This window comes from Nocardia sp. bgisy134 (assembly GCF_057708325.1).
This window is the reverse complement of sequence record NZ_JBYIRW010000016.1, coordinates 164,534-182,031: the sequence shown is the minus strand read 5'-3', so window position 1 is coordinate 182,031 and position 17,498 is coordinate 164,534. Positions and strand designations below refer to the sequence as shown.

At 66.4% G+C, this 17,498-nt stretch carries 16 protein-coding genes and 1 pseudogene; 4 read left to right on the top strand and 13 right to left on the bottom strand.

Features of this window, described 5'->3' with window-relative positions:
• The first annotated feature begins 210 nt into the window (after positions 1-210).
• Entirely contained in the window at positions 211-765 is a 555-nt protein-coding gene (locus AC3ERS_RS26460; protein ID WP_431970787.1) for a Uma2 family endonuclease, read from the top strand.
• 91 nt (positions 766-856) lie between these two features.
• Here AC3ERS_RS26460 and argH read toward each other — a convergent pair whose 3' ends face one another.
• The 3 genes from argH to AC3ERS_RS26445 all read right to left on the bottom strand — a co-directional run bounded on the left by argH (position 857) and on the right by AC3ERS_RS26445 (position 5,232).
• Complete coding sequence (gene argH, locus AC3ERS_RS26455) at positions 857-2,278, bottom strand: argininosuccinate lyase (RefSeq protein ID WP_431970786.1); 1,422 nt, start codon at positions 2,276-2,278, stop codon at positions 857-859.
• Between the two features lie 199 nt (positions 2,279-2,477).
• Positions 2,478-3,680: an argininosuccinate synthase gene (locus AC3ERS_RS26450; RefSeq protein ID WP_431970785.1), complete on the bottom strand. Its 1,203-nt coding sequence runs from the start codon at positions 3,678-3,680 to the stop codon at positions 2,478-2,480.
• Between the two features lie 277 nt (positions 3,681-3,957).
• Entirely contained in the window at positions 3,958-5,232 is a 1,275-nt protein-coding gene (locus AC3ERS_RS26445) for a cation:proton antiporter (RefSeq protein ID WP_431970784.1), read from the bottom strand.
• Between the two features lie 252 nt (positions 5,233-5,484).
• Between AC3ERS_RS26445 and AC3ERS_RS26440 the strand changes: the two genes are divergently transcribed.
• Together AC3ERS_RS26440 and AC3ERS_RS26435 are read left to right on the top strand one after the other, a co-directional pair.
• Entirely contained in the window at positions 5,485-6,453 is a 969-nt protein-coding gene (locus tag AC3ERS_RS26440) for an HAD family hydrolase (RefSeq protein WP_431970783.1), read from the top strand.
• A 115-nt stretch (positions 6,454-6,568) separates the two neighbouring features.
• Entirely contained in the window at positions 6,569-8,926 is a 2,358-nt protein-coding gene (locus AC3ERS_RS26435; RefSeq protein WP_431970782.1) for an arylsulfatase, read from the top strand.
• 97 nt (positions 8,927-9,023) lie between these two features.
• Here the strand turns inward: AC3ERS_RS26435 and AC3ERS_RS26430 are convergent, their stop codons facing one another.
• The 4 genes from AC3ERS_RS26430 to AC3ERS_RS26415 form a co-directional block, all read right to left on the bottom strand.
• Positions 9,024-9,791 carry an ESX secretion-associated protein EspG gene (locus tag AC3ERS_RS26430; RefSeq protein ID WP_431970781.1) on the bottom strand — a complete coding sequence of 256 codons (768 nt, stop codon included), beginning with the start codon at positions 9,789-9,791 and terminating at the stop codon, positions 9,024-9,026.
• An 82-nt stretch (positions 9,792-9,873) separates the two neighbouring features.
• Positions 9,874-11,169: a hypothetical protein gene (locus AC3ERS_RS26425; protein WP_431970780.1), complete on the bottom strand. Its 1,296-nt coding sequence runs from the start codon at positions 11,167-11,169 to the stop codon at positions 9,874-9,876.
• A 3-nt stretch (positions 11,170-11,172) separates the two neighbouring features.
• Complete coding sequence (locus tag AC3ERS_RS26420; RefSeq protein ID WP_431970779.1) at positions 11,173-11,559, bottom strand: hypothetical protein; 387 nt, start codon at positions 11,557-11,559, stop codon at positions 11,173-11,175.
• Between the two features lie 19 nt (positions 11,560-11,578).
• Positions 11,579-12,109 (bottom strand): DUF3558 domain-containing protein, encoded by a 531-nt coding sequence (locus AC3ERS_RS26415; RefSeq protein ID WP_431970778.1) that lies wholly within the window; start codon positions 12,107-12,109, stop codon positions 11,579-11,581.
• A gap of 291 nt (positions 12,110-12,400) precedes the next feature.
• Between AC3ERS_RS26415 and AC3ERS_RS26410 the strand changes: the two are divergent.
• A pseudogene (locus AC3ERS_RS26410) lies at positions 12,401-13,582 on the top strand (ISAs1 family transposase); the annotation flags it as partial.
• 116 nt (positions 13,583-13,698) lie between these two features.
• Here the strand turns inward: AC3ERS_RS26410 and AC3ERS_RS26405 are convergent.
• The 6 genes from AC3ERS_RS26405 to AC3ERS_RS26380 all read right to left on the bottom strand — a co-directional run bounded on the left by AC3ERS_RS26405 (position 13,699) and on the right by AC3ERS_RS26380 (position 17,463).
• Positions 13,699-14,085 (bottom strand): hypothetical protein, encoded by a 387-nt coding sequence (locus AC3ERS_RS26405; RefSeq protein WP_431970777.1) that lies wholly within the window; start codon positions 14,083-14,085, stop codon positions 13,699-13,701.
• A gap of 1 nt (position 14,086) precedes the next feature.
• Complete coding sequence (locus AC3ERS_RS26400; protein ID WP_397095952.1) at positions 14,087-14,917, bottom strand: hypothetical protein; 831 nt, start codon at positions 14,915-14,917, stop codon at positions 14,087-14,089.
• A gap of 17 nt (positions 14,918-14,934) precedes the next feature.
• The gene (locus AC3ERS_RS26395) at positions 14,935-15,180 is read right to left on the bottom strand and encodes a hypothetical protein (protein ID WP_431970776.1); all 246 of its coding nucleotides are present in this window, start codon (positions 15,178-15,180) and stop codon (positions 14,935-14,937) included.
• Between the two features lie 56 nt (positions 15,181-15,236).
• Positions 15,237-15,950, bottom strand: a complete 714-nt coding sequence (locus AC3ERS_RS26390) for a YbaB/EbfC family nucleoid-associated protein (protein ID WP_431970775.1) — start codon at positions 15,948-15,950, stop codon at positions 15,237-15,239.
• Between the two features lie 611 nt (positions 15,951-16,561).
• Positions 16,562-17,311 (bottom strand): IS701 family transposase, encoded by a 750-nt coding sequence (locus AC3ERS_RS26385; RefSeq protein ID WP_431970774.1) that lies wholly within the window; start codon positions 17,309-17,311, stop codon positions 16,562-16,564.
• Positions 17,308-17,463 (bottom strand): transposase, encoded by a 156-nt coding sequence (locus AC3ERS_RS26380; protein ID WP_431970773.1) that lies wholly within the window; start codon positions 17,461-17,463, stop codon positions 17,308-17,310. Before AC3ERS_RS26380 ends, AC3ERS_RS26385 begins: the two co-directional genes overlap by 4 nt.
• Positions 17,464-17,498: the final 35 nt, after the last annotated feature.

The following is a 17,498-nucleotide window of genomic DNA, read 5'->3' as shown; positions in this document are numbered from 1 at the left end:
GTACTGGCGGCATGATCACACGGGCGTCGTCGCCGAACACGACCTCTTCGTGAGAACACTCCGCGTGTCGTGCAGGTGGCGGGAACCCGCCGACCGCGCGCCTCGTCCAACTCCGAGACAGAACAATCCCCATCGAGAGGAGTCCCCGTGGCGACCATCGCCGGGCACGAGTCGCGCTCCGACCGCCCACCACCCCGTTACCCTGGGCTCATGGGTATCCAGGACGCCGACGTGAGCCTCGCGGAGTTCGAGGTACTGGAGCGTGCATCGTCGGAGGAGGTGTCGGTCGAACTGATCAACGGAAGGATCTACGCGGTACCCGTTCCCGACGGCGAGCACGACGAGTTCGCCGCGACGATTCGCAACCAGATCGTCGGTTCGACCGGACTCGAGTTCTTTCACGAGCGTGGCCTGCGCATCCCCGCGTACCGCGAGGGCCGCGCCCGAGTCGACGGAGCGGTTGCGCCACGCGGCTATTTCCGTGCCGAGCCGCCATGGGCGGATGCGTCCGGTGTCGTGCTGATCCTCGAGATCACGTCCGGCCGCGATCGCGATGCCGAGGTCGACCGTGTCGAGAAGCGCGATGCCTACGCACAGGCGGCGATTCCGGTGTACCTCTTGGTCGACCGCCATCACGGCGAGGTAACTGTCTTCTTGGCACCCGAACGGGGCCAGTACACCCAACAGGCCGTCGCCAAATTCGGTGCGCCGCTACACCTTCCGGCCCCGTTCGATTTCGAGCTCGACACAGCCGATTTCCTCTGAACAGCGATGGCGGCGGCCCGCTCAGGATGCCCGCCGCTATCGCGGACCGGCGGCCGGTCGGCCGCGTGCCGATCGACCGCCGGTCGCAAGCTCAGTTCAGCCAGGTGCGGGCTGTCGCCGCCGACGCGCGAATCTCGTCGAGCTGCACGGCGACCTGGGTGCCCGCCGTGCCGCCGCGGGCGTTGCGGGAGGCGATGGAGCCCTGGACCGTGAGGACCTCGCGGACCTGGGGGGTGAGCGCCGGGTCGATGGCGGCGAATTCCTCGTCGGTGAGTTCGTCGAGACCGACGCCGCGGCTTTCCGCGGCGCGGACGCAGGCGCCCGCCGCCTCGTGCGCGACGCGGAACGGAACACCCTGGCGCACCAGCCATTCCGCGATGTCGGTGGCGAGGGTGAAACCGGCGGGGGCGAGTTCGGCCATCCGGTCGGTGTGGAAGGTGAGGGTGGAGACCAGGCCCGCGATGGCGGGCAGCAGCAGCTCGAGCTGGGCCACCGAATCGAACAGCGGCTCCTTGTCCTCTTGCAGGTCGCGGTTGTAGGCCAGCGGCTGGGCCTTCAAGGTGGCGAGCAGACCCGTGAGGTTGCCGATCAGGCGCCCCGCCTTACCGCGGGTGAGCTCGGAGACGTCCGGGTTCTTCTTCTGCGGCATGATCGACGAGCCGGTCGACCACGCGTCGGCGAGTGTGATGTAGCCGAATTCCGGTGTGCTCCAGATGATCACCTCTTCGGCCATGCGGCTCAGGTCGACGCCGATCATGGCGAGCACGAAGGCGGCCTCTGCGGCGAAATCGCGCGCGGAGGTGGCGTCGATCGAATTGGCCGCGGCCGCAGCGAAATCCAGCTCGGCGGCGATCGCCTCGGGGTCGAGGCCGAGCGAGGAACCGGCCAGCGCGCCGGACCCGTACGGCGACACCGCGGCCCGGCGATCGAAATCGCGGAGCCGGTCGATGTCGCGCAGCAGCGGATGCGCGTGCGCGAGCAGGTGGTGCGCGAGCAGCACGGGTTGCGCGGCCTGCAAGTGCGTCTTGCCCGGCATCACCGCGTCCGGATGGGCGGCGGCCTGCGCGACGAGCGCGTCGACCACGTCGAGCACGCCCGCCGCGATCCGGCGCACGCCGTCGCGCAGCCACATCCGGAACAGCGTCGCCACCTGGTCGTTGCGCGAGCGCCCCGCGCGCAGCCGCCCGCCGAGTTCGGCGCCGACGCGCTCGATCAGCCCGCGTTCGAGCGCGCCGTGCACGTCCTCGTCGGATTCCGCGGGGCCGAAGGCGCCGGACGCGACGTCGGCGGCCAGCTGGTCGAGCCCGGTCAGCATCCCGGCGAGGTCGGTCTCCGACAGCAGTCCCGCCTTGTGCAGCACCCGGGCGTGCGCTTTGGACGCGCGGATGTCGTAGGGAGCCAGCGCCCAGTCGAAGTGGGTCGACTTGCTCAGCGCCGCCATCGCCTCCGCCGGTCCGGACGCAAAACGTCCGCCCCAGAGGGCCCCGGTGTTCGTGCTGCCGCCCTGTGTCATCGTGTGCTGCCGCCCTCTGTCATCGGTGTGCCGTCTCCTCGGTCGAAAGTGCGTGGGTGTGCTCGAGCCGCGCTTGCGGACAGGACGCGCGGCAGGTTCCGCCGATGACTACCGTAACCACGGCCGTCGGCGCGAGAGGTACGGGCACACGCCGAATCCCGGATCGGTGCGGGCACCGACCCGGGACCGGGCCCGATTCCTACTTCTGGTTCAGGTCGCGCCGCGCGGCGACCTTCGACGACAGGCCGTGGATCTGCACGAAGCCCTTGGCCAGCGACTGGTCGAAGGTGTCGCCCTCGTCGTAGGTCGCCAGGTTGAAGTCGTAGAGCGACTGCTCGGAGCGGCGGCCGTTGACCACGGCGGAGCCGCCGTGCAGGACCATCCGGATCTCGCCGGAGACGTGCTGCTGGGTGTCCTGCACGAAGGCATCCAGCGCGCGCTTGAGCGGGGAGAACCAGAGGCCGTCGTAGGCCAGCTCGCCCCAGCGCTGCTCCACCTGGCGCTTGTAGCGGCCCAGCTCGCGCTCGATGGTGACGTTCTCCAGCGCCTGGTGCGCGGTGATCAGCGCGAGGGCGCCGGGCGCCTCGTAGATCTCGCGGCTCTTGATGCCGACGAGGCGGTCCTCGACCATGTCCAGGCGGCCGACGCCCTGGCGGCCCGCACGGTGGTTCAGCTCGACGATCGCCTCGAGCACGCTCACCGGGCGGCCGTCGATGGCCACCGGAACACCCTTGTCGAAGGTGACGATCAGTTCGTCCGGCGCCTCGAAGTTGACGGTCGGGTCCGCGGTGTAGTCGTAGACATCCTTGGTCGGCGCGTTCCACAGGTCCTCGAGGAAGCCGGTCTCGACGGCGCGGCCCCACACGTTCTGGTCGATGGAGAACGGCGACTTCTTGGTGACGTTGATCGGGAGGCTGTTCTCCTCGGCGAAGGCGATGGCCTTCTCGCGGGTCCACGCGTAGTCGCGGACCGGGGCGATCACGTTCAGGTCGGGGGCGAGCGCGCCGATGCCGACCTCGAAACGCACCTGGTCGTTGCCCTTGCCGGTGCAACCGTGCGCGACGGTGGTGGCGCCGTGGAACTTGGCCGCCTCCACCAGGTGCTTGACGATCAGCGGCCGGCTGATGGCGGAAACGAGCGGGTACTGACCCATGTACAGGGCGTTGGCCTGGATGGTGGGCAGGCAGTACTCGTCGGCGAACTCGTCGCGGGCGTCGACCACGATCGCCTCGACGGCGCCACAGTCCAGCGCGCGCTGACGCACCACGTTCATGTCCTCGCCGCCCTGGCCCAGGTCGATGGCGACGGCCACGACCTCGGCGCCGGTCTCCTTGCCGATCCAGCTGATCGCGACGGAGGTGTCAAGCCCACCGGAATAGGCGAGTACGACGCGCTCGGACATGTCTGTGTGCTCCTCGGTTTCGTGCGGATGTGTCTCGGGCCGCCGCGTTCGGCGGCCCCGGCCGGTCGCGCCGGCGCGCAGGTCAGGCGACCCGCGCCCGTCTGCAAATGATTATGCACGACGATGCAATCCCATTCAGAATCGGGGTCCCCTGGTCGGATCCCGCGGCAGGGCGTGGCGGGTGCACATCCGGCTGGGCCGCCGCCCGAATCCCACAGACCACCTCGGTGCGCGTGCGCCACACTGAAAAACGGTACTCAGCCGACCCGGCGTGTGCCTATCGTGCCGCTCGGCGGGGTGTTCGCCAGCGGTGCGACGCGGCAGGCACGCTCTCCATACGTGGTTGCCGTTCGTCGGGATGGGATCGGTACCACTGGACGTAGCGGTTGGTCAGCGGGGTGGCTGTCAGGCCGTGGGCGTAGACGGACACGCCGATGGTGGTGACGGCGGCGAGCAGCAGCGTCTGCTCGTTCAGCAGGTCCGCTTCTTGGATCAGCAGCACGCCGAAGACGATGGTGGCCAAGCCGCGCGGGCCGAACCACCCGACGAACAGCGTCGTCTGCCGCCGCGCTCCGGTTCCGAGCAGGGACAGCGCCACCGGCAGCATGCGTACGACGGTCAGACTCAGTACCGCGTACAGCGCGAGCCGCCAGGTCAGCTGGTCCAGGACGGGGCCGAGGATCGCGGCGCCGAAGACGAGGAAGGTGACGGCGTCGAGAAATTCGCCGCTTTGATCGACCAGATCGGTGACCGGCCCGCCGACGTCGCCGCGGAGCGTGCCGAAGAGCAGGCCGCCGACGAATGCGGCGATGAACATGCTGCCGTGCAGAGTGACGGCGATGCCTGCGCTCAGCAGTGCGGTGGCGACGGTGAGGATCTGCAACCAGTACGGCTCGATCCAGCCGCGTTTCGAGCCGATCCGCAGTGTGTACGCACCGAGCACTCCCGCGACGACGCCACCGGCGATCCCGTAGCCGATCTCCTCGAGGATCATCTGGACCGCGCCGTGCGCGGTGAGCGCGCCCTCTTCTGCCTGAGCCAATCCGAGGGCGATGAAGAACAGTGGCACGCACAGTCCGTCGTTGAGCCCGCTCTCGACATTGAGTCCCTGCCGGATCCGGGACGGTAGTCGCTCGTCGGTCACCACGGCTTGCCCGAGTGCCGCGTCGGTGCACGCGACCATGACCGCGAGCACGAGCGCTTCGGCAACGCCTACGCCCGGCAGCACCGCGAACCCGGTGAGTGTGCCCGCGGCGATGGTCAGCGGCAGGCCGACCGCCAGCAATCGCATCGGCACGGTGTGCTCGCCGCGAAGCCGGGGCAGCGAGATCCGGGACGCGTCGGAGAACAGCACCAGCGTCAAGGTGACCTCGACGAGCAGCTTCAGCGTCGAGGAACCGACGTCGAGTTCGATGAGTCCGAAGACGGGTCCTGCGATCAGTCCGGCGGTGGTGAAGAAGATGGCGGGTGTGATGAAGACGGAGAGTCTGCGGGAGGCCATCGCGAAGGCGAGCAGCAAGACCGCGATGGTCGAGAGGTCCACGGAATCCATGCGACCTCCTTCGTGTGTGCAGCGGTTGCCGATTCGTGAGCTTGTCGCCACGGTATGGCTCGACGAGGGTCTCCGGCCTCTGCTCGGAGTCTGACCTCCGCGGCGGCGCAATTCCTCATCCGGCAAGGGTGAGAGCGCAGGTGATCATTCGCGCTTTCGCCGGGCGCCTCGCCCGCTGCGGGTGATGTGCCCGCCACACGATCGAGGGAGGGTCGCGGGCAGAGCCGTCGGACGGAGGGAAGGAGTCGGTGCATGGCAGCGCACCGGAAAGATGTCGCGCACGCCTCGGGACACCGCGAGACCCCGGTCTCGGCCGCCGACCCTCTCCCAAGCTGGCGTGACGGTGACGTCAAACAGGCCATCCTGGATTTCGTCGGCCGGGTGACGGGCGGGCCCGACGCGGTACCGCCCGAGGACCGGATCGCGGTCTTCGACAACGACGGCACGCTGTGGTGCGAGAAGCCGATGCCCATCCAGCTCGATTTCATCCTGCGCCGCTTGGTCGCCATGGCCGATCAGGACCCGGCATTGCGCACGCGTCAGCCGTGGCAGGCGGCCTACACACAGAACTACGACTGGCTGGGCGGCGTGATCACCAGGCACTATCACGGCGATGACAGCGAGGTGGGCGTACTCGCTTCCGGTGTGCTTGCCGCGTTCAGCGGTGTGACAGTGGAGGAGTTCGAATCCCTGGCCGATCGGTTCCTGCGTACGGCCCGGCACCCCACCCTCGGCCGCGCTTACCTGGCATGCGGCTATGCACCGATGATCGAGCTGCTCGGCTTCTTGGCGGCCAAGGGGTTCGCCAACTACATCGCCTCGGGCGGGGGCCGCGACTTCATGCGACCGATCAGCCGGGAGGTCTACGGCATTCCCCGCGAGCGTGTCATCGGCAGCAGCGTCTCGTTGGCCTGGGAAGCCGGCGCGGTCGTCCGCAAAGCCGAGCTGGATGTCCTGGACGATGGCCCGCAGAAGCCGGTGCGGATCTGGAGCCGGATCGGTCGGCGCCCGCTGCTGGCGGCTGGGAACACCAACGGGGACATCCCGATGCTGCAATTCACCGGTCAGCCGGACCGGCCGTCGCTACGGATGCTGGTGGGCCACGACGACCCCGACCGCGAGTTCGACTATGTGGCGGGAGCCGAACAGGCACTCGAGCTGGCCGACGCGAACGGCTGGCTGGTCGTCAGTATCGGGAACGACTGGGCGACCGTGTTCTGAAGCGTCGCACCGGACACCGGGAGGCGTCATCGCTTATCACCCGTCGCGGGTGAGGCGATCGTCTTCGCGGCTACCTACGTTCGTGCGGGGGCGGCCTATTGCTGAGGAGAACACCATGGCAATTCCTTTCCGCGGTGTGGTCAACCTCGACATCCGCGACTCGATCCCGGACTGGGGCCCGTACGAGCAGCCGACGGCCCCGCCCGGTTCGCCGAATGTGCTGTACATCGTGCTCGACGACGTCGGTTTCGGCGCCATGGGCTGTTACGGCGGACCGATCGAGACACCGAACATCGACCGGATCGCCGCGAACGGGCTGCGCTACAGCCAGTGGCACACCACCGCGCTGTGCTCACCGACCCGCTCCTGTCTGCTCACCGGCCGCAACCACACCACCAACGGCATGGCCTGCATCAGCGAGTGCGCGGTCGGCTTCCCCGGCGCCAATGGCCACATCCCGCCGGAGTGCGCCACCCTTGCCGAAATCCTCGTCGAGCGGGGCTACAGCACGGCCATGGTCGGCAAGTGGCATCTGTGTGCCGAGGACGAGATGAATTTGGCGTCCACCAAGCGAAACTGGCCGGTCGGCCGCGGTTTCGAGCGCTTCTACGGCTTCCTCGGCGCGGAAACCAACCAGTGGTATCCGGACCTGGTGCACGACAATCACCCCGTCGAGCAGCCTGCCACGCCCGAGCAGGGCTACCACTTCAGCGTCGACATCACCGACCGGGCCATCCAGTACATCGACGACGTCAAGGCGATCGCGCCCGAACGTCCGGTCTTCCTCTACTACGCGCCGGGCTGCGCGCACGCTCCGCACCACGTGCCGCGCGAATGGATCGAGCGCTACCGCGGCCGGTTCGACGCGGGCTACGAGGCGATGCGTGAGCAGACCCTGGCCAGGCAGAAGGAGATGGGACTGGTCCCGCAGAACACCGAGCTGCCGCCGCTCAACCCGATCGGCACCCCCGAGACCCGCAGCGGGCCCGACGGTCAGCCGTTCCCGCCGCTGGACTACACCCGCCCCTGGGACAGCCTCTCCAGCGACGAGAAGCGCCTGTTCGCCCGCATGGCCGAGGTGTACGCGGGCTTCCTCTCGCACTGTGACGACCAGATCGGCCGCCTGCTCGCCTACCTGGAGAAGATCGAGCAGCTGGACAACACCATCATCGTCCTGGTCTCCGACAACGGGGCCAGCGGCGAGGGCGGACCGGACGGCTCGGTCAACGAGAACAAGATCGCCAACAGCGTTCCGGACGACCTGGCCGAGAACATGACCAAACTGGACGAGCTGGGCAGCCCCAAGACCTACAACCACTACCCGAACGGGTGGGCGATGGCGTTCAACACCCCGTTCAAGATGTGGAAGCGGTACTCGTTCAACGGCGGCACCTGCGATCCGTGCCTCATCTCCTGGCCCGCCGGGATCAAGGCGCACGGCGAGACCCGCGACCAGTACCACCACGCCGTCGACCTGGTGCCGACCTTGCTGGACTGCCTCGGCGTGGAGCTCCCGGACACGGTGAAAGGCCACGCCCAGACGCCGATTCAGGGGGTGAGCATGCGCTACAGCTTCGACGCGGCCACCATCCCGACCGCCAAACACACCCAGTTCTATTCGATGCTCGGCGGCCGTGGCATCTGGCACGACGGCTGGAAAGCGGTCACCACCCACCCGACCCTCAGCGGGTGGAGCCACTTCCCCGATGACACCTGGGAGCTGTATCGCACCGACGTGGACCGCGCCGAGCTGCACGACCTCGCCGCCGAGGAACCCGGCAAGCTCGCCGAACTCATCGGCCTGTGGTTCTACGAGGCAGGCGCCAACCAGGCGTTCCCGCTCGACGACCGCTCCGGCGTCGAGATCCTGACCACCCAGCGCCCCCAGCTCGCGCCGCCGCGCAACCGCTACGTGTACCGTCCCGGCGGCGCCGAGGTGCCCGAGTCGGTCGCGGTCAACATCCGCAACCGCTCGTATTCGATCGGCGCGCTCGTCGACCTGCCCGGCCCTGGCGCGGCCGGGGTGCTGTTCTCCCACGGTGGCCGGTTCGGCGGACATGCCATGTACATCAAGAACAACCGGCTGCACTACGTCTACAACTTCCTCGGCAGCGACGAGCAGCGGATCAGCGCCGACGAGGACCTGCCGACCGGTGATAACCTCATCCTCGCCGCCTCCTTCGACAAGGAGAGCGAGGATCCGCCCGGCACGGCGCGAGGCACCCTCACCCTCTACTACGGCGAGCGCAAGGTCGGCGAGGGTCGGATCAGGACCCAGCCGGGCAAGTTCAGCATCGCGGGAGAAGGCCTGAACGCGGGCCGCGACAGCGCGGAGGCCGTCACCGACGACTACCCCGGAACCTCCCCGTGGGAGTTCACCGGTGGCACGCTGCATCGAGTGGCCGTCGACGTCAGCGGCGAGCCGTACGTCGACCTCGAGCGCGAAGCCGTCGCCATGCTGTCACGCGAGTAACGGCGGGAGACCGTGCCCGCCCTGGCCATCCTTACCTGGGATAGGACGGGCGCGGCGGCCGCCTTCAGGTGAGCGCCGTCGGCTCCCGCGTCGGGAGTCAGCGGGGCGGGTGGTCACCCGCGCGGACTTCTTCGACGGTGCGGCCGATCATCTCGTGCATCGTCGCCGTGATGCGTTCGCGGGTAGTGGGTTTGGCGATGACCATACGGGAGCCGAAGGTGACGTAGCGGCCGTCGCCTTCGAAGTCCGTGATCTGGAAGTCTTTGCGGCCCTTGATGTGCCGGTTGTCGGCGCTGCCCAACGGGTAGACGCCGACGTGCACGCTCGCGCGGACGGGCCTGGCGAAGAACTTCGCGAACTCCTCGCGCGGCGTCGGCCGCCACGCGTCGCGCACCGCGGGAAGCGGACCCTCCAGCTCTTCGACCGGAATCGTCATCGGTTCACGCTGTCCCGCAGGGTATTCCGGCAGCACATCGACGACTGCACGTGCCACCCGGGCGGCGGGCAGGAACGTCAGCGTCACGTCGCCATACCCGTCGACGCTGTGCTCCTGCACGGCAAGCGCGCCGTGCTCGTCGTGCACGCCGGCGTGGGCTCGCAGCTCACGGTCCCGGCCTGCGCCGAGATACCCCGCCAGCTCGATGCGCGCTTCGGGTGCGAACAGCACGTGCACCGCCCGCACCAGGTCGTCGTCGAGCTGCGGTCGCACCGCCAGCGCGGCCGCCTGCCGCAAGCGCAGGCTGTCCGAGCGGTAGCGGGTGGTGAACCAGTGGCGCAACGGATAAGGCAACACGTCGCGGCCCGTGGATTCCCACAGCGTCCGGAATTCGAGCGCGGTGAACCGCCACTGTCGCACGGTTTTCATGATCTCGCCCCATTCGGCCGCGTCATCCGTGGCGGTGCGTCCTGTCGAAAAACGCTCGTGCACAGACGAACAGCGATTCCTGTCACTCCCCGATCACCGGGGGCACCGCCCTCGGCAGGTCCTTCAGTCCCGTCAGTTCCTCGCCGTGTTCCTGGTTGATCAGGTAGTCGGGCACACCCTTGCTCGACTCGTCCTCGGATCGGCCGCCGCGCGCGCCGGGAGCTCCGAGACCGCCCAAACCGCTCATCGCCGCGCGAGTCGCCGGACTCGCCGCCGAGGCCGGAACGCCGGTGGTGGCCGTGACCGGCACCCCGCGGATGGACCGACCGGGCGAGGGCACAGCGGGCGTCCCGCCCGGACCTGGCGGACCCGGGGTTCCCGGGCCAGGCCCGGGACGATCGGGCAAGCCCGCCGGATTCGTCGTGGGAGTAGAGGCCGGAGTTGTCGACGCCGGATTCGTGGATGCCGGATCGGTCGAGGTCGAGTTGGTTCCGCTCGGATTCGTCTGATCCGAGTCGTCCGGATCCACGGTCGGGGCCTCCGGTTTGGATTCCGTTGGCGTGCCGCCCGGGCCGGGGCCACCGGGCCCTGGACCAGGGCCGCCCGGTCCAGGGCCGGGTCCGGTTATCGGCGGTTGATCACCGGGCTGCACCGGGTTGTACGGTTGCGGAAGCACCGGCACGTTCGTGTCGGATTCCCGGACGACCGGAGCGAACACCGTCGTCAGCACCCGCAGTGCCTCGGTCTTCGCGGTGTCCTGCGCTTCGGAGTTGCTGCGCCAGCCGCGGCCGGCGATCCACGAACGCGCGTTGTCGGTGAAGGACCGATCGTCCGGCGCGTGCGGGACCAGCAGCTTCGTCGGTTCCAATCCTGTTTTGAGTTCGGCGAGTTTGTTGCTGGTGAGCGCCGCGGCGTTCGGCAGTTGCGCACCGTGGGAGGCGTAATCGCGCACACCCGCGACGGCGGCATCGGCCGACGCGCCTTGCCACACTCCGTCCTCGGTCAACCGGGTGATAGCGGCGGTGAAGGTGCCGAGCGATTCGCGAGCGCGATCGCCGACTGCCTGCCAGGCGGTGATCAGGTTGCCGACGGCTGTCAGATCGATCGCGTCGACCTTGGTGCGCAGTGTGGCGACATCGTCTTTCTCGAACTCGTCTTGTCTCAGCACTTCCTTCGGATGGAACGCACCCTCGAAACCGGTGTCATCCGCTTTGCCGCGGACGTCGTCTCGCTGCCGGTTGAATCGCCCCTGAATGTCGCCCGGCTTGATGCCCGGCTCCCGCTCTTCCCCAGCGATCCAGTCGGTCAGGCTCTCCAGCATGGCTGAGCCCATATCCCCTGCGCTCCAACTGAACATGCCGCCGTTCATGCCCGTCACGATCTACTCCCCCACGGAATCGATGATCGCGGTGATCGCCGCTGAATTCGTGTAGTCCTGGCCCCGGAGACGCGCGATGGAGATGGCCATGATGTCGCGCATGTCCTTCACGACTTCGACGTCTTTCGCGATGATCGCATCAATCGAGCTGTCGGTGCCTATCGCCTGCTTACGGAACTTTCCGGCGAGCACATCCGCCATATCGAAATCGCCGAAGCCGGAAACATTCTGGCACCGCTTGGCGAGATCGGCCAACCCCTGTAGATCATCAATGCGACGGTTGCAAGCTGCCAAAGCTTGTAGAGCCGCCGCCTCATCGTCAAGATAAAGCTCCCCCGCCCTTGCTTGTTCAGAGAAACGCTGCCACTGCGACCGGTCACCCTCACTCATCGACTTCCCCCTCCTCTCGTCAACGTGGAAAGACCGGAACGATCAACTCGCCCACCCGATACAGAACCGAACACGGTTCTTCGAGACCATCCAGTCCAACCCTGTTCGAGACCGATAGTTGCAGGACTCCGCCCTGCGACGCAGGGAACAGGACATCGCAGTGCAGGTCCTTGGAAGCCCCCTCTACCTTGAACTGCCGCCCCTCGCGTCCGGCAACCGTGACGTCCCGGAAGTCGACATTGCCGGGCTTCTTCTCGAACTCCGCCACAGACCGCCCCGTCGAATACACCGTAATCGTGTACTTTTTCCCCCTCCAACCGCAGATCTCCCACCCGTGCTGATGCACCCCCGCGATCCCGCTCTCCTCCGTCGCCGGATCAACCCCCGCCGACCGCAGCACATCATCGGGAATCCCGGTGCACGGGTTGAACAACGGAGCTTCCGCGGCGCTGGAACTGGTCGATGGCGACCCCTCGGTCGTCCCACCACAAGCCGCGACAACAGCTACGACCGCCGCCGCCAGAACGCCCCCCACGATCCCGCGTGCCATGCCCTCCCCTTCGACCGCCGACTCCGACACCCGACTCTATCAGCCGACAAGCCCCCAACCCGGACGGCCCGAACCTCGCCTCCTCGGATTCCGTGGCAAGGCGGGATGGCCCGAACCGCTACCGATGTCGGACCAGGCACGCACCGCAGGGCTCCGGCAACGTCGTTGACGGAGTCGTTACCTGCGTCGATGTCGAGTGAATTCGACTGGGGTTCTTGGGGCTTCGAAGACGGGAGCACGAGCGACTGTGTAACGATCCAGCTCTCACACAAGCCCGTCACCGGAGTCGCTCTGCCTGCTGTCCAAGTATCTCCTGCCGCACCGATTTCGGAAACCCTGCAACGCTGGACGGTAGTCAACGGGTCGGTGGCGCTGGGTTTCCCGTTGATGGATGTGCTGGCGTCGGTGCCTGATCCACGCGATCGGCGTGGGCGCCGCTATCGGTTATCGGCGCTGTTGGCGATGGCGATTCTGGCGGTGGCGGCAGGGATGCGCAGCTATGCCGGTTTCGCCACCTGGGCGCGCACCGCACCGGTGGAGGTGATGATCGAGTTGGGCATCACCCGCGACACCCGCCCGAGCGAGAAGACGTTGCGGCGGGTGCTGTCGATGCTCGATGCCGCAGATCTGGACCGGCGGCTGGGCGTGTACTTCACCGAGCTGGCCGTGGCCGCTGCCGAGGGGAACGGATTGCTGGCGGTGTCGCTGGACGGCAAGACCCTCGAGGGTGCCCGCAAAGCCGGCGCACTCGCCTCGCATCTGGTATCGATGTTGGCCCACCACACCCGTCTGGTGCTGGGACAGCTGGCCATCGACGCCAAGAGCAACGAAATACCTTGTTTGCGAACGCTTCTCAAACGATTCCCGCGCGTCCCGCTGCTGGTGGTGACCGATGCGATCCATACCCAGACAGCGACCGCGAAGCTGATCTGCCGCACCCTGAAATCGCACTACGTGATGGTCGTGAAGGCCAACCAGGCCGGTTTGCTGGCACGGGTTTCGGCCCTGCCCTGGCACGATATTCCCGTCGCCGCGACCGACGACACTCACGGGCACGGCCGCGACGAGCACCGCAGATTCCAGATCGTCACCGCACCCCGAGGCATCCGGTGGCCGTATGCGAAACAGGTCATCCGCATAACCCGCGAGCGTCTCGAAATCGCCACCGGGAAGGCCAGTTCCGAGATCATTTACGCGGTCTGCAGCCTGCCGTTCGAACACGCCAAACCCGCCCAGATCGCCGTCTGGATCAGGTCGCACTGGGGGATTGAAAATTCCATCCATTGGGTGCGTGATGTCACCTACGACGAGGATCGCTCAAGGGCAGCTGTTCGCAGCGGGCCGCAAGTCATGGCGACCATGAGAAGCACCGCGCTCAATCTCCACCGGCTCGCCGGAGCCGCCAACATCGCCGAAGCAATCCGCGACACCGCATTCCACCCCCACCGCGGCATCCACCTACTCAACCCGGAAACCCGCAGGCCACGAGGCATTCAGCGAGAACGCCGTAGCCCTGGGGCAGAAGCGGTATTCCTTCTGCCGAAGCCGACAGAGCGATCTGGAAGATCGTGGATCTGTAGAGGATCGATTCATGCACGGCCTCGCCACACGCACTGGTAGCCCTGCAGGAACAGCAGGAACAGGGCCGCGAGGTACATACCCGGCATGAACAGGCTGATCGCTTTCAGTAAGGCGGCGACCACCAGCCCTAGAATCGCCAGCCCCACCGCGACGAAAGCACCGCATATCGCCACGCGCACCGCCCCGGTCGGAGCCGAACGCCACCCGACCACGATGCCGATCAACTGTACGACGAAGGTCACCGACATGACCGCCGCTACCACCGGAGCACCGGATTCGCCGAGAAGTAATGCGACGGAGGCCAATCCGCCGCTGAGGATCATCGAGGAGACACCCACTTGGAGCAGGGTGCCGCGCCGGGCCTTCTTACTGTCACGCACGATTTTCCCCGCCACGTCACTTGTCAGGATTCAACCGCCATTTGGATTCGTTGTCATCGTCCACGGAGGCATCGTCGAAGTACTTGGTGTTCGGGTCCGGCCAGTTGACCGCTCCACTGTCCGGGTCCTTCTGGAAGCCGGAGTTGTTGTTGGCCGCCGCGTCGATATCGTTCCATGCCTTCGTTTGATCTCCGACGAAGACAACTGCCACGCCCGCGGCGGCACTGAGTTCGGCCGCGGTGATACCGGTCGTCGCCCAGAATGCGGCGAAGCCTCCCGCTGCGGTGAAGCCTGCCGCGATCAGGCCGAGCTCGACAGCGACGGCCGTGAGGAACTGAGCAACTACAGACGCGACGCCCGCATAGAGTACGAATCCCGCGATCGCCGCGGCGATGAGATGGTTCCTGCAGGTCTCGCAGATCTCTTCCATCTTGCCGATCGCGGTCCGCTGACTTCCGACGGTCTTCACATACTCGTCCGCGGCATCGCCCTTCCATTCCTTCGGGGCGAGCAGCAGATCCGGGTTGATCGCGGACGAGATATCCGCGAAAGCACCCTTCGCATCGGACCACTCGAACGCTCGCTGCGCCATGAAGAGCGGGGCGGCCACCCCTTCCAGGAGATCCATGATCTTCTCCCAGAGCCACTTGAGTGCTTGGAGCATCTTGCGGCCCGCGGTCTTGATCAGATTGGCTAGACCGGGAATCCAGTCGGCGTAAGGGGTGTTCAGCCCGTCGTTTATCGCGTTCGGCGCGCTCTGCGCGAACAGCGTATCGACGTCCTGCGCATACCCGACCAGCTTGTCCCAGATCTGCTGGTAGGCAGCGCTATCGAATTCGTTCGACATTACGGAAACCTTTCACCTCACCAGAGGTTGTCGATCCTGTGCTTCCCCGCGGCATCTTCGGCATAGTAGGTATCCGCGCATTTCTGCAAGACTTCGCCGACCTGGTCGAAGCGCATGGCCCCCTGCCCGGAGAGCGTCATCATCTTCTCGATTATCTTGGCGTGCGCGTCGACGATCGCCTGGAATATCCCGGCTTCCACCCTGTTGAATCCGATGGATTCGATATCGCCCTTGACCTTTTCCAGCGAGTCGGACTCGTTCATCCAGACCTTCCCCTCTTTACGAAGGGTGTCCGTGGCTACCGATACTTCTTGGCCCATTACTGTCCTCGCGGCGTCTGCAATGAATTGATTACCTGAAGCGCTTCCGAGAACAAGCCACCTTGCGGGCCCGTTCCGCGCGCGGCCGAAGCCAGCACGTCCTCGTAGGCTTTGTCATACGCTTGCCGCACGGCCCAGGCTATGGTGCTTCCCCCGACGCTCTTTCCCCAGGCGATACCGACGGAGCAGTCGATGATCCCCGTGGAATCCAGCTCCACCCGCGCCGCGATGTCGTCGTCGACATCCTCGGTGCCGACGAATGTGGCCGGCCGCGCCTGCGTACCGCCACTCTCGATCGCCTGGAGGATCTCGTCGACCAGTTGGCCGGGAGCAACTGTCGGTCCGCGCAAGGGGCGCGGCGGCTCGATATCGGTGGGCGTCATATCTTCGATGTTCAGTGACTCGATCTTTGCCAGCAGCCCACTCTCGGCCACCGAATCCATCGAGCTCTCCAGCTGCCGCACCCGCGCATCCTGTACCGCGCGCAGCACCGCCGGGCCGATATCTTTGGGATCCAGCTTCTGCGCCCAGTTGTCCGAGACATCAATGGACAGCAATGCGCCCGATCGATCTATAGTCACCGTGACACAGTCGGTATTGTCGCGACCGGTCGCTTGTTCGGCACCCGCTTCCTGCGCCTCTTTCATGAGGCCCGAAAGGGTTTGCGCGAAGGCATGCAGCCGACCGAATGCGGTTGGCAGATCGTCTTTCATCGGTATCCTCTTGCCTTCCTATCGCAATACGCCGGACGATGATCGCCGCAAGCCCCCGGGTGATACATCGTTCGTAAATAACTACAGCACAATGCGATTCCGCTCCCATCCAGATCCCCTGTCGAGACAGGCTAACAGGGCGCGCTTCCCGACGCACACCCCCTCTACGCACAGCCCTCCCCGACATCCGACGTCCGCCGCGCAACGGTCGAGCGGCCGCCCGCGAGAAGGGTGCTGCCGGATCGCCACCGCGCGGGCGGACTCGCGCGCATCAGCGGGAGGGGTGCCGCGCCGGGGCACGGGGCCGAAAATGAATGATCATTCTTGCCAGATGAGCTCATTGTTCGAGGAATTGGTAGCGGTTGGCTATGAGGATCGCGCTTGTGCCAAAGTCGGAATTTATTGCCCAACTCAGTTTTTGCTGAGCAGAGTGACTCGGACCACTGCCAGCGGGACGCGGTGGCCGATCGGGTAGCCGGTGAAATGTGGATAAGTATTCCCAGGGGGAGGGCTCGATTATCGGTGTTCGTCATCAACTTCCTGCGCGGTGGTGCCGCGACGATGCGCAGAAGGTTATGACCGGGCTCTAATACTCCAGCCGGATTTCGTGATCATGGTGTGAGTTGGGATCGGCGCTGGTAGTGGCTGGTGGGGGCGCGGTGCTGGTGTCGGCGGCGCCAGGTGGACCAGTGCAGTCGGTGCCTGATCGTGTGGGCTGGCTGGATCAGTACCGCGTAGAGGTGACGAATCTCGTTGCGGATGAACGCGATCAACCCGTCGCTGGGTCTTTCCAGCTCGCGTTGACCGGCGGCGAGGATGGACAGGAAGGCGTAGGCAAGTATGGCCAGCAGCGTCCAGCGGTGCCAAGACCGCCAGTGCCTGACCTGATGCTGGTCGAGCCCGGTCAGGCCCTTGGCGGTCTGGAAATTCTCCTCGATCGACCACCTGCGACCAGCGACTTTCACCAGTTGGGCCAGGGTCACCGGGCCGGGTGCCCAGCACCGGTAGAACACCAACTCCCCGCTGTGCTGGTTGCGGCGCACCAGCAGCCACCGGCAGCCGGTCGTGTGCTTGTCGTCGTCGCCGGCGATCTCGATCCATGCCCAGTCATAGATCCGCGGCCCTTTGGCACCGTCGCTGGCCGAGCGCGGCTGCCAGGCCCGTTTCGGCAGCCCGGCTGTCAGGATGTCGGCGCGGATCTTCCCGGTAGCGGTGGTGACCCGATGACTACAACTGATCGCGAGAACATAACCAACGCTGCGGGTTTCGATTGCCTTCCGCAGCTTCGGGTCGTTGCCGTAAACCTCGTCCCCGGCCACCCACCGCGCCGGGTTCCCGGCATCGAGGGCATCGGTGATCAAGCGCTCGCAAGCACCGGTTTCGTGCGGAAATGCACATCCTCGGGTACGCCAGCCTCGTCGCGGCGGTCCGGGTCACCGGCCCACGACTGCGGCAGATACAACGCCCGATCCAGGAACGCGTGCCCAGTGCAGGTGGCATCCGTGAGGAACACCGCGACCTGGCAATTCTCGATCCGGCCCGGGGCTT